The sequence below is a fragment of the Agaribacterium haliotis genome (assembly GCF_002312815.1).
Classification (GTDB): domain Bacteria; phylum Pseudomonadota; class Gammaproteobacteria; order Pseudomonadales; family Cellvibrionaceae; genus Agaribacterium; species Agaribacterium haliotis.
Genome location: NZ_NKQJ01000006.1, coordinates 108,265 through 121,126 on the forward strand (window position 1 = coordinate 108,265; position 12,862 = coordinate 121,126).

General features: G+C 50.6%; 9 protein-coding genes. All 9 read right to left on the reverse strand.

Annotated elements, in window-relative coordinates; all coding sequences use genetic code 11:
* Window positions 1–39: 39 nt before the first annotated feature.
* Window positions 40–4,509: a glutamate synthase large subunit gene (gltB, locus tag CFK45_RS08665; protein WP_096086050.1), complete on the reverse strand. Its 4,470-nt coding sequence runs from the start codon at window positions 4,507–4,509 to the stop codon at window positions 40–42.
* Between the two features lie 245 nt (window positions 4,510–4,754).
* Window positions 4,755–6,206, reverse strand: a complete 1,452-nt coding sequence (locus CFK45_RS08670; protein WP_096086051.1) for an SPOR domain-containing protein — start codon at window positions 6,204–6,206, stop codon at window positions 4,755–4,757.
* A 28-nt stretch (window positions 6,207–6,234) separates the two neighbouring features.
* The gene (gene aroB, locus CFK45_RS08675; RefSeq protein WP_096086052.1) at window positions 6,235–7,320 is read right to left on the reverse strand and encodes a 3-dehydroquinate synthase; all 1,086 of its coding nucleotides are present in this window, start codon (window positions 7,318–7,320) and stop codon (window positions 6,235–6,237) included.
* 9 nt (window positions 7,321–7,329) lie between these two features.
* On the reverse strand, window positions 7,330–7,842 hold the full coding sequence (aroK, locus tag CFK45_RS08680; protein WP_096086053.1) for a shikimate kinase AroK: 513 nt from the start codon (window positions 7,840–7,842) through the stop codon (window positions 7,330–7,332).
* Window positions 7,842–10,019 carry a type IV pilus secretin PilQ gene (locus CFK45_RS08685; RefSeq protein ID WP_096086054.1) on the reverse strand — a complete coding sequence of 726 codons (2,178 nt, stop codon included), beginning with the start codon at window positions 10,017–10,019 and terminating at the stop codon, window positions 7,842–7,844. Before CFK45_RS08685 ends, aroK begins: the two co-directional genes overlap by 1 nt.
* A 4-nt stretch (window positions 10,020–10,023) precedes the next feature.
* Entirely contained in the window at window positions 10,024–10,548 is a 525-nt protein-coding gene (locus CFK45_RS08690; protein ID WP_096086055.1) for a pilus assembly protein PilP, read from the reverse strand.
* Window positions 10,548–11,165: a type IV pilus inner membrane component PilO gene (locus CFK45_RS08695; protein WP_096086056.1), complete on the reverse strand. Its 618-nt coding sequence runs from the start codon at window positions 11,163–11,165 to the stop codon at window positions 10,548–10,550. The genes CFK45_RS08690 and CFK45_RS08695 overlap by 1 nt, the downstream gene beginning before the upstream one ends.
* A complete protein-coding gene (locus CFK45_RS08700) occupies window positions 11,158–11,730 on the reverse strand; it encodes a PilN domain-containing protein (protein WP_096086057.1) in 573 nt (190 codons plus the stop codon). The genes CFK45_RS08695 and CFK45_RS08700 overlap by 8 nt, the downstream gene beginning before the upstream one ends.
* Window positions 11,731–12,798 (reverse strand): pilus assembly protein PilM, encoded by a 1,068-nt coding sequence (locus CFK45_RS08705; RefSeq protein ID WP_096086058.1) that lies wholly within the window; start codon window positions 12,796–12,798, stop codon window positions 11,731–11,733.
* Between the last annotated feature and the right edge of the window lie 64 nt (window positions 12,799–12,862).

Sequence of the window (12,862 nt, forward strand, 5' to 3'; positions counted from 1 at the left end):
TCTTTACCTTCTCGTTTAACCGTTAGCGTTCAGCGGCGCTTATTCGCCGCGCTGCTTTACGCTGTCCAGCAAAGTTGCGAGGTTGGCGGCCTTGGGTTTGACCAGCCAGAACTTGCCGACATATGTTTCAAAATTCTCGAGGATGCGCTGGCCGTGAGCGGAGCCGGTTTCAGCGACAAACTCTTCGATAACCGCACGCAGGTGGTTGCGGTGGGCTTCCAGAGCTTCGGTGTTGATGCGCTCGATCTCGATAAGCTCGTGGTTGTAGCGGTCGACAAAGTTGTTAGCTTCGTCGAGCACGTAAGCAAAACCACCGGTCATGCCCGCACCGAAATTGACACCGGTTGAGCCGAGCACCGTGACCAAACCGCCAGTCATATATTCACAGCAGTGATCACCCGCACCTTCGACAACAACGTGGGCACCGGAGTTACGCACACCGCAGCGCTCGCCAGCGCGGCCAGCAGCAAACAGCTTGCCACCTGTCGCACCGTAGAGGCAGGTATTGCCCATAATGGAGGTTTCGTTACTTGCAAAACTGGAAGCTTTTGGTGGCATCAGTACTACTTTACCGCCTGCCATGCCTTTACCGACGTAATCGTTGGCATCGCCTTCGAGATAGATATCCAAACCACCGGCGTTCCACACACCCAGGCTCTGACCGGCGACACCGGTAAGCTTCAGGGTAATCGGACTATCCGCCATGCCCTGATTGCCGTAACGCTTGGCAATTTCACCACTTAAACGGGCGCCAATCGAGCGGTCGCAGTTGTTCACATCAAACGCAAACTCACCACCGGACTTGCTCTCAATGGCACTCAGACACGTCGCAACCATGTGCTCAGCGGTTTCACCTTTATCGAAGGGTTCATTCTTCGGCTGCTGGCAGGTTTGCGGTTTGCTATCGAGCAGCTCATCGGTATAGAGCATCGGGCTTAAATCAAGGCGCTGGTGTTTGTCGGTACTGCCTTCGATTTGCTGCAGTAAATCAACGCGACCTACCAGCTCATCCAACGTTCTCACACCGAGTTTGGCCATCCACTCACGCGCCTCTTCGGCCACAAAGCGGAAGAAGTTCATCGCCATCTCTACAGTGCCGTGATAGTGCTCATCGCGCAGCTTGTCATTTTGAGTCGCTACACCAGTTGCACAGTTGTTCAAGTGGCAAATACGCAGGTATTTACAGCCGAGGGCAACCATAGGCGCGGTACCAAAACCAAAAGTCTCGGCACCGAGCATCGCCGCTTTAATAACGTCATAACCGGTTTTCAGGCCGCCGTCCGTCTGTACACGCACCTTGCCACGCAGGTCATTGGCGCGCAGCATCTGGTGAGTTTCACTTAAGCCTAATTCCCATGGAGAACCGGCGTAACGGATAGATGTCAGCGGGCTCGCTGCGGTACCACCATCGTAGCCAGAGATAGTAATCAAATCGGCATAGGCCTTGGCCACACCGGCGGCGATGGTACCGACACCTGGGCGACTAACCAGCTTGACGCTGACCAGTGCACTGGGGTTGACCTGCTTCAGGTCATAGATCAGCTGCGCCAGATCTTCAATTGAATAAATATCGTGATGTGGCGGTGGAGAAATAAGCGTCACGCCTGGCACGCTGTAGCGCAAACGAGCAATCAGAGCGTTGACTTTTTGCCCCGGCAGCTGGCCACCTTCGCCGGGCTTAGCGCCCTGGGCAACCTTGATCTGCAAGACTTCGGCATTGCTCAGGTAGTGAGGTGTCACGCCAAAACGGCCCGAGGCAATCTGCTTAATTTTCGAAACTTTGTTGGTGCCGTAACGCACCGGGTCTTCGCCACCTTCACCGCTGTTCGAGCGACCACCGAGGGTATTCATCGCCTCCGCCAGGGCCTCGTGTGCCTCTGGGCTCAGGGCGCCAAGGCTCATCGCTGCGGAGTCAAAGCGGCGAACAATAGCTTCTACCGGCTCGACCTCATCCAGCGCAATAGGCTCTACACCGTCGCGAAATTGCAGCAAGTCGCGCAAGGTGGTGACAGGCCTGTCATTAACTAAACCTGCGTAGTCACGCCAAATACTGTAATCGCCAGTTTTTACTGCCTGCTGCAAAGTTTGGACAACATCCGGGTTAAAAGCGTGGTATTCCTGACCGTGAACATATTTCAGCAAACCGCCGGGCTCGATGGTCTTGCGCTTTTTCCAGGCTTTTTTCGCCAGCGCTTTTTGGTCCTGTTCTAAATGCTCAAAACCGGCACCTTTGATACGGCTCGCAGTCCCCTCAAAACAGGCCTCAACCACTTCTTCATCAAGACCAACGGCTTCAAAGAGCTGAGCACCGCGATACGAGGCGACGGTTGAAATACCCATTTTTGACAAGATTTTTAGCAGGCCTTTGTCGATGCCTTTTTTGTAATTGTTGTAAGCATCGCTCGGTGCCACCAACAACTCGCCGTTATCAATAAGGCGGTTTAAGACGTAATACGTGAGATAGGGGTATACCGCTGTTGCGCCGTAACCAATCAGTGCCGCGACGTGATGCGAGTCTCTCGCCGTGCCAGTTTCAACAATGATATTGGCGTCGCAGCGCAGCCCTTCTTTAGTGAGACGGTGGTGCACCGCGCCACAGGCCATCAAAGCCTGGATAGGCAGCAGCTCTTGCTGAGGCTCGGCATCACTGAGCACAACCAGGCTAACCCCCGCTCTGACCTTCTCAACAACACGCTCAACCAGCAGCTCCAGCGCCTGCTGCAGGTTCGTTTTTTTCGCATCGTAGTGCAGGCTGAATGTTTCAAGCTCATAGCCAGGGCGCTGCAAGCTGCACAGTGCCCGGAACTTGGCCGGGGTCAGCACCGGGCTGGTTAAGATAACCCGATCGGCGTGCTCGGCTGTTTCATCAAAAACACTGAGCTCACGACCGAGACAAGTTTCCAAACTCATCACAATCGCCTCACGCAGTGGGTCGATTGGCGGATTGGTTACCTGGGCAAACTGCTGGCGGAAGTAGTCGTAGATGGAGCGCTGTTTTGCTGACAGCACAGCCATCGGCGTATCGTCGCCCATGGAGCCAACTGCTTCTTGACCAGCTTCTGCAAGCGGGCGCAGTACTTGTTCACATTCTTCAAAGCTGACCTGGTAGAGTTTCATCGCCGATTCGACATCCGCGGCACTCAAACCGTTCTCAGCTGCGTCAGCCTCGAGGTGGTTCTCAAGGCGCAGAGCGCGCTCGTTTAACCACTGCTTATAAGGTTTGCTACTTTTAAGCTGCTGGTTGATGTCGTCGGTGTGGTGTAACTCCCCGCTTTCGGTGTCGACAGAAAGGATCTCACCGGGCCCCAGACGGCCTTTGGCAACAACATCTTCAGGTTTGTAATCGTAAACACCGATTTCTGATGCAACGGTAATAATATCGTCGTTGGTGATGACCCAACGCGAAGGCCGCAGGCCATTTCGATCGAGTGTACACACTGCGTACCGGCCATCGGTCATAACCAGGCCGGCCGGGCCGTCCCAAGGTTCGACATGCATGGAGTTATATTCATAGAACGCCTTGAGATCGGCATCCATATTTTCCACATTTTGCCATGCCGGCGGCACCAACATACGAATAGCGCGGTGCAGCTCCATACCGCCGATCATCAGTAGCTCGAGCATATTGTCGAGGCTGGACGAATCGGAGCCAGTGCGGTTAACCAGCGGCACAATTTCTTCAATATTTGGCAGAAGTTCGGTTTGAAACTTCGCCGTCCGCGCCACCGACCAATTGCGGTTCCCCATGATGGTGTTGATCTCACCGTTGTGAGCGATCAAACGGAACGGTTGCGCCAAAGGCCACTGCGGCAAGGTGTTAGTAGAGAAGCGCTGGTGGAATATACAGATAGCGGTTTCAAGGCGTTCGTCGGCCAAGTCTGTGTAGAACTTGGGCAAATCGACCGGCATCATCAAGCCTTTATAGCTCAGCGTGCTTGCACTTAAGCTGGCGATATAAAACGACTTGTCTTGCGCCAAACGAATCTCGATTTTGCGGCGAGCAACAAAAAGTTTGGCATTCAACGCTTGCAGCTCGACACCCTGCGCATTGATAAACAGGTGAGCAAATTCCGGCAAACTTTCTAAGGCGATAGGCCCCAAGCAGGCGTCGTCGGTCGGCACTTTACGCCAGTGAGTATCAGTCAGGCCAACACGCGCAAGCTCTTCAGCAATAACTTTTTTTGCGTCTTCGGCGGCAGCCTCGTCTTTGTTGAGCATGAAAGCGCCCATGCCGTAGAGCTCTGCAAGCTCGATACCGAGCTCGTCTTTGGCAACAAGACGCATAAAGCTGTCGGGAATCTTGATCAACAGACCACAGCCATCACCAGTTTTGCCGTCTGCAGCAATACCACCACGGTGAGTCATACAGGTCAGAGACTCAATACCTTTAACCAACAGGTCATGGCTTGGCTTGCCTTTTAAATGAGCAATAAGGCCAAAACCACAGTTATCTTTGAATTCATCCAGCTGGTACAAGCCAGTCTGTTTCGCTTCAGTTGCTTTCATCATAAGGAATGCGCACTACTTGGATCATCTGTATCAACACGACACAGCGTTTACTTAATTACCGGAGGCAAAAACGCCAAAGCCCCGAGAAAAAGAGAGGTCTTTCCGGCCCACCAAGACAAAAAAGCCCCTGAGATAGAGGGGCTAGTGTAAAAATGGCGCTGAATGGTAACCGCAAGTATAAAATTTGGCAAGATTTGAGAACCGGCGCTCATTTCTTTCGCCGTCTAAACACTCAGGTACAGGTGCTAAGTTTCGTGAAAAGCTTCGATCTCCTGCTTAATAGCCCTCAAACTCTTAGGCCACGGCCCCGCCTTTCGCTGGCCCCGAGGAAGCTCAGACAGTGCCTGCTGAGCCGCATTTTTGTTGCTAAAGGGCCCAACCACCAAAATAAATAGCGGGCTTTGACCGTCGCGCTTGCGCCGGTAGATATGCAGCTGCTCGGCATTCACCTGCTCTGAAACATAGCGCCGCAAGTTCTTTTCTACGCTCGCAGCCATAAGCTGGAGCGCATAAGCTTGATCCGGTTGCGACATAAGCAAGCTTTCTCCGACACTGTATACCGGCAAGGTCGAAACAGGTTTTGCCTCCACCGGCTCAAGCTCGGCAAGCTCAGTTGAGACATGGGGCTCTTTAGCTTGTTGATCTTTGCTGTCGACTTTAAAAGCTGAAGACAAAGCAGCTCCCCCCCCCTCCGGCGGCAAAACCTCAAGTTGTTCTGCCGCCCGAGGCTCACTAGATGGTGCAAGCGGCTGCTCGGAAGGGGATGCATTTGCGACACCTCCCTGAGTCAAGCTCGCCACCTCAACAGTGTGCGATTGGCGCCCCACTGACAAAGGTTCTGGGTTCACAGATTCGATAGCTAAGGGTTGTAATGCTAGCTCAGGCTCGGGCTCAGCACTGCGGTAAACGGCAACAAAAATAAGTGCGGCGACCAAAGCGGCCAAGACCAGCAAGTGCAAGGTCGGCAGCGCAAAGCGCCTTTCCGGCTCACTACTTTCGGGCTCCGTCGTTTTTGCGCTGGACTTCGCGGCTCGCTCGGCATCGAGCAATGCGAGCGCGCGCCCGGGCAGGCCCTTACTGCGCGCCCAGATATGCGCGATAGAATCCGTTAACGATTCAGCCCCGCGCTCAGCCGACAAAAAACGCTCTAATTCATCGGCACTAAAAGCAGGCATCTGAAAGTCATATACTTGCAACGCCACCAGGTTAAGTGCGTCGATGCGCTCAACAAAACCCGGCTCTGCAAAAAAAACAAAACGCAGACCGTAACTTGAGTGCTGCTCCCCTTGCAGCAAACTAAGCAAAGCACCAAGTGCGTCGTCATCAAGTACGTGGGCGTTATCAAGCAGCACAACAAGTAAACGCTGCTCTGCCAGAGCCGCCTGGGAAAATGACCGCAGTAAACGCAGACCTTCACCAGGGCTAACAGCCTCACCGACCTCGAGCCCCAACAAGTCAAGCAGGGCATGGATTGTATTTGGGAAATCCAGATCTGGGGCAAGCGAGGACAAATAACAGCGAAGCCCTTCTTCCTGCCCTGCCGTTAAATTACTCTCTAGTTGCGCAGAAAAACGACTTTTGCCGGAGCCTGGCAAACCCTCAACAACAATGGCATCTGCACCAAAAAAACACAGGTGGCGAACCTGCTGAAGCAGGCCGTTTAGTGCTGGAGTATTAACATAGCCGCGAAAGTCCATCTTCTCTCTTCCCCAGAAGCAGTATCAACTACTGGCAGAAACGCTCAAAACACGCAGCGAGCGCCTCCGGCTCAAAATCATCTGAGACCACCGCCGAACCAAGGGCTTTCAGCAAAACCAAGCGCAATTTACTATCGAGCACCTTTTTATCGACACTCATATAGCGCATATAATCATCGGCCCCCATACCCTGGGGCGATGCCAGAGGCAAATCTGCCGCCATTAGCAGCGAATATGTGCGCTCATAAACCGATGCATCAAGCCAACCGAGCCTGACACTTAAATCAACCGCCATTAACATGCCGACTGCAACCGCCTCACCGTGCAGCCAATCGCCGTAGCCCTGATGTGCCTCAATCGCATGCCCAAACGTATGGCCCAAATTCAGAATCGCCCGAAGCCCGCCTTCTTTTTCATCTTTGGCAACCACTTCAGCCTTAATCGCGCAGCTTCTCTCGATCGCATAAGCCATCGCTTCGCTATCAAGCGCCATCAGGCGAGCCATATTTAATTCAAGCCACTCAAAGAAACCCGCATCGTAGATCAGACCGTATTTAATAACCTCAGCGAGGCCGGCCGAGAGTTCACGCCTGGGCAGAGTTTTAAGCACACTTAGGTCAATAACAACCGCTTGAGGCTGATAAAACGCCCCAATCATGTTTTTGCCTAAAGGGTGGTTCACACCAGTCTTACCGCCAACAGATGAATCGACCTGCGAGAGGAGTGTTGTAGGCACCTGAATAAAATTAACACCGCGTTGATAACAGGCCGCAGCAAAGCCGACCATATCACCGACAACTCCGCCCCCTAGCGCCAACAAAGTTGCCTTGCGATTAAAACGCCCCTGTAAAAGGTGATCAAAAACCAAGTTGACCGTATCAAGGTTTTTGTGCGCTTCACCATCAGGTAAAGCCAACAGCTCGACCCGATCCAAACCCAAAGCTTGCAAAGATTCAAGCAGAGAGTCTGCAAACAGGGGCTGAATCGTCTCGTTTGTCACAACGAGTAGCTGGGAACCAATATAAGGCCTCAATAACTCTGCTTGAGTTAAGAGCTCTTCACCAATAAAAATAGGGTAACTGCGATCACCAAGATCGACTCGTAATTCTGCCATCAGCTTAAGTTAGACCTGTATTAACTTGAGTATGCTCTGCACTGTGGACTTAGGGTTTAAGCCATCAGTATCAATGCAGTAGTCTGCCACACTTTCGTAAAAAGGGGCACGCTGCTCAAGCAAGCTGATAATTTTTGAGCGGGGGTCATCGACCTGCAACAAGGGGCGCTTTTTATCTTTAGCGGTACGCGCAAGCAGCTGCTCTACCCCTGCACGCAGATAAACAACTGCATCTGCAGCAGCGATAAGCGCTCGATTATCTTCGCGGCAGACTATACCGCCTCCGGTCGCCAGCACAATGCCGGGTTTAACCACCAGCTCTTTAAGGCACAAATGCTCGCGCTCGCGAAAGCCCTGCTCACCCTCGACATCAAAGATCCACGCGATATCTGCGCCGGTACGCTCTTCGATAACATGATCTGTATCGACAAAATCAAAATGCAACTTGGCCGCTAACAAGCGGCCAATGGTAGATTTGCCGGCCCCCATGGGGCCGATCAAGACAACGTTTCTAGCTTTCACTACTGCAGGTAATCATTTGACATAATTTTAGGCGTGACAAAAATCAGAATTTCACGCTTTTGCTCGCGCCGCATTTCATTGCGGAAGAGAGCCCCAACAAAAGGGATGTCCCCTAAGAACGGTACCTTGCTTTCCCCTTCAATAGACTCGTTAGTATAAATACCCCCGAGAACTACGGTATCGCCATCACTCACCAAAACCTGGGTTTCCAGCTGCGTTACATCAATCACAGGAACACCACTGGCTGCATCAATTTCACTGATACTATCCTGATTGATCACCAAATCCATAATGATGCGATCATCGGGTGTAATCTGCGGGGTAACTTCAAGTTTTAACACAGCCTCTTTAAAGGCTGTTGTCGTACCACCACTGGCACTTTCTTCTTGATATGGAACTTCGGTACCGGATTCAATCGTCGCCTGCTGTTTGTCACCCGTAATAACTTTAGGCTGGCTTACAATTTCAGCAAAACCACTGTCCTGCAGCGCCGTCAGCTCTAGCGCCAACAAAAAGTTGGAACTAATAACACTTGAAGTAATAGATCCTGCAGGATTAAAAACGCCAAGATCAACTAAACGAGATGCATTTAAATCAATTTCACCGCCTTCATCACCATTAAAGAAACACGGAGGCCCGCAATTATCATCGCCACTAGTCAAACCCTCCATCGTACCGGTGGCGGTATAATTGTGGCTACCAGTACTCGAGCTTTGCACTGCGGCACCCGACATACGAACACCCAGCTCTCGACGAAAATCAGTATTTGCAATGACGATACGAGCTTCAATCATTACCTGTTCGACAGGAATATCAATACGTTCGACTAACGCTTTAAACTCGGAAATTTTCTCTTCTGTATCTGTCAAGATGATTGAGTTGGTACGCTCATCAACAATGGCCTGACCACGCTCTGAGAGTATACTTCCGGTAGAGTTTCGATCCGAGCCAGAGGAGCCGCCACTACTACCGCCGCCAGAGCCGCCACTTTCGTCCGCAAAGAGGTCAAATAAGGCTCTCGCACTTGCATAGCGAATACGGATGTACTCCGTCCTCAACGGGGCGAGTTCTTCAAGCTGCTTCTGAGTTTCGATTTCTTGGCGCTCTCGCTCGGCGATCTCGGCAGCTGGAGCAACCATCAGTACGTTGCCAATCAAACGCTTATCCAAACCCTTAGTTTTTAATACGATATCAAGAGCCTGATCCCATGGAACATTCTCAAGGCGCAAAGTAATACTTCCCCCGACCGTATCTGAAGCAACCAGGTTTAGGTCGGTAAAATCAGCGATTAACTGCAAGACAGAACGAACTTCGATATCCTGAAAATTCAGTGACAAACGCTCGCCGGTATAAGCAAAGGCTTTTTTCTTCTCTTCAATTTCACGGCGCGTTAATGGTTTTACACTTATCACGTACTGATCATCAGCCTGGTAAGCCAGGTAGTCATATTCACCAGCCGCCTCAATATTAATAACGGCATCGCGGCCCTGCTGAGCAGAAGCAAGCATATTTACTGGCGTTGCAAAATCATTAACATCCAGCTTACGCCGCAAGTCAGCCGGAACAGTCATGCCGATAAAGCGCACCTGTACACCGCTACCAACTTCTTCGATATCAACCGAAACATTTGCATCTGACAAGGCAACTAAAACTTTACCTTCACCACTTTCTCCGCGACGGAAGTCAATGTTGCGAATAGTTTTACCACCAACTGCAGCAGGCTTATTTGCTACAGTGCCTGCACCAGAGACAACTGCCGGAGCAGAAGAAACAGACGTCGAAGCACTCGGCGCTGCCGCAACCGATGCATCGGCACCAATTTCAACATATAGTTTCGAGCCCGACACCCGAGTGGTATAAGGCGCAATCTCATCGAGATTAACAATTAGGCGAGTCCGACCACCACCAGCAACCACAACCGCACTGCTGACCGAGCCTACATCAACAGGGAACTTCTTTTGCTCCAGGGCGTTATCTACACCCGCAAAATCAAGCACGATGCGCGCAGGTTTATTAATCGTAAAGCCCTTCGGCAGGCTTGGAGCCTGGTCAAAACCCATAACAATTTCAGCTTTGCCACCCGGCAACTCAGCAAACTGAATATCGTTGAGCTCACTCGCAAACAAAGATGTCGCCGAGGCCCAGAGCGCAAAAGCTTTTAGGATAAATCTAATCATATTATTAGTCCTTCTCCGCTAAAGCCAAAACTCGAGGGCGCTCAACCCAACCATCAAGGCCATCCGAAACAATTTCAATTAATTCTATTTTAGTTTTGTCTACACTAACCACTTTGCCGTGGTTTTTCCCCAAGTAGTTACCCGCAGAGACACGGTGAATACCGCCACCACCATCTTTAACTAAAGCCCAAAGCTGCTGTTTCTGCTGCAAAGTTCCAACCATTGCCATACCCGCAATATCAAAACCCTCTAGGTATTCTTTAGTGCGATTAAAATCAGGGCTAACGTTTTTATTTGCTTTGGCGTAAACACGGCGCTGAATATCAACCGGCTTATCAAAAGGGCTGCGCTTCGAAGCTGAAGCATAGATAAAACTTTCATATGGCGGATAGGTTGGTATGGGCTCAATACGCCCTGCAGGCCTGGCCTTAACTTGGGCAATGTATTCACGCAAGTCACTATGACCACCACTGCTACCACAAGAAACTAGCAGCAACAAAACAGGAAGAAATAAATAAACCTTCATCATTATTCCTCCGACTTGTAACGATACGTTTTGGCCAGCATTTCCATCGCCAGCATGCCCGAGCCATCTTTATTGGTCGGTGTAATAGAAAAATCGTGCAAAGTAACAATACGCGGCATACCTGCAATACCGCTTACAAACGCCCCAAACTCATGATACCCACCTGTGACGTTGATTTTTATCGGTAATTCAACGTGGATATCTGAGGCCACTTCTTTTTGCAAAGATATTGAATTAATTTCCAGGCGGCTCTCAACCCCTTTATCATCAATATCTTCGAGCAAACCAGGTACTTCGGTGTCGGTTGGCAACCTTGCAACCAAAGCACCAAAGCTTTCTTCCATTTTGTCCATCTGCGCTCTATAGGTATCAAGGTTAGCCGCCTCGTGCGCCTTTCGCTCAAAATCCGCACGCAAGCTTTGCTCTTTATTAACCTCGGCACTCAAGGCCAGCTTTTTATCTTTAATAATGACAAAATAACAAGCAGCCACTAAGGCCACTGACACCAAAACACAAAGGAAGATTTTCGCAGGAATAGGCCAAACACCGACCCGGTTAAAATCGATGTCGTTAACATCAAATTCCTGTAACTGCTCAAGAAACTTAGCCATATCAGCCATTAGTTTTACCCTCCTTATCCGCGGAAGGCTGGGTCGCATCCAGGTCCATTAAAAAGACACCAGCTTGACCACCCAACTCAGGCTTGGCGGTAACAGATTTCAAATTTGGATTTGCAAAATACGGGCTCTGATTAAGATTGCGCATCAGAGCAGATATACGCTGATTTGACTCACTAACGCCTTCGATACTAATTAAGTTTCCGCGGCGCCGCACAGAAGTAAAATACACACCATCGGGAACGTTTTTAGTGAGCTCATCAAAATAGTGAACGATGATAGAGCGCTTACCTTCCAAGTCCTGAATAACGCGCATGCGCTCCTCAAGCTCTTTTTTCTTCTTTTTCAGCTCTTTAATCTCGGTCACTTGCTTCTGCAAGCTTGCAATCTCGTCCGTTAGCATGCGATTGCGAGTTTTTTGCCCTTCAATGCTTGAGTCGACCGTCTGCACCCACAAATAACAGCCGAGCGCAACAACAATGACTACACCGACAAGCTGAGTTAGAAACTCTTTCTTTTTCTCCTGGCGCAGCTCTTCGCGCCAGGGCAATAAATTTATTCGTGCCATCTATTCGAAACCTCTCAATGCGAGCCCTGCTGCAATCATTAGAGACGGCGCATCACCAGACAGTGCAGCCGAGTTCACTCGCGAGGCTATAGACATATTGGCAAAAGGATCGGCAACCGTCGCCGGCGTGCCCAGCTTTTCCTCAATAAGGCCTGCCAAGCCCTCCAAAGCCGCAACACCACCTGCAAGCACAATGTGATCAACATCGTTGTACTGACTGGAAGAGAAGAAAAACTGCAAGGATCGAGTCACCTGCTGAACAACAGCGTCCTTAAATGGCTCAAGTACCTCAGTCTCATAGTCGTCGGGCAAGCCACCTTGCTTTTTCGCAAGACCTGCTTCTTCCGCGGACAAACCGTAACGACGTTGAATTTCTTCCGTTAACTGCTTGCCACCAAAGAGCTGCTCTCTGGTATAAATAGTTTTGCCGTCAACCAAGACACTCAAGGTGGTCATTGTTGCACCGATATCCAGAATCGCTACAACCTGCTCATCCTGGTCATCGAGCTGCTCACGCACCAACTCAAAAGCTCTCTCCATCGTATAAGCTTCGACGTCAACAACTTTAGGCGTCAGACCGGCAACCTCTAACACTCCAACACGCGTTTCGACATTCTCACTGCGGCACGCAGCCAAAAGCACTTCAACTTGGTCTGGATTTTTCTGAGAGGGCCCTTGAACGTCGAAGTCCAGAGCAACCTCTTCCAGCGGATAGGGAATATATTGGTCAGCTTCTGTGGATATATAAGCTTCCATCTGCTCGTCGTTAAGATCACCGGGCATCTCAACGAGCTTGGTAATAACGGATGAGCCGGACACAGCAACAGCCGCATCTTTGGTTTTGGTCCTCGCACTCTGGACCAGGGCTTTGAGGACCTGAGCGACAGCCTCAGGCTCGTTGATATTCTTCTCTACCACCGTATTGGGCGGCAGGGGTTTGACCGCATAATTCTCTACGCGATAGCCACTGCCGTGCTTACTAAATTCCAATAATTTGATTGTGGTAGAGCTAATATCCAACCCAATCAGCGGTTTGTTCTTTTTCCTGAGGAAGTCTAGAGCGCTCATTTTTCTATCTATTTCGGATACTTAGCTTACGTTTATGTTATAGCACTTTAAGTCTTGGCTGCAA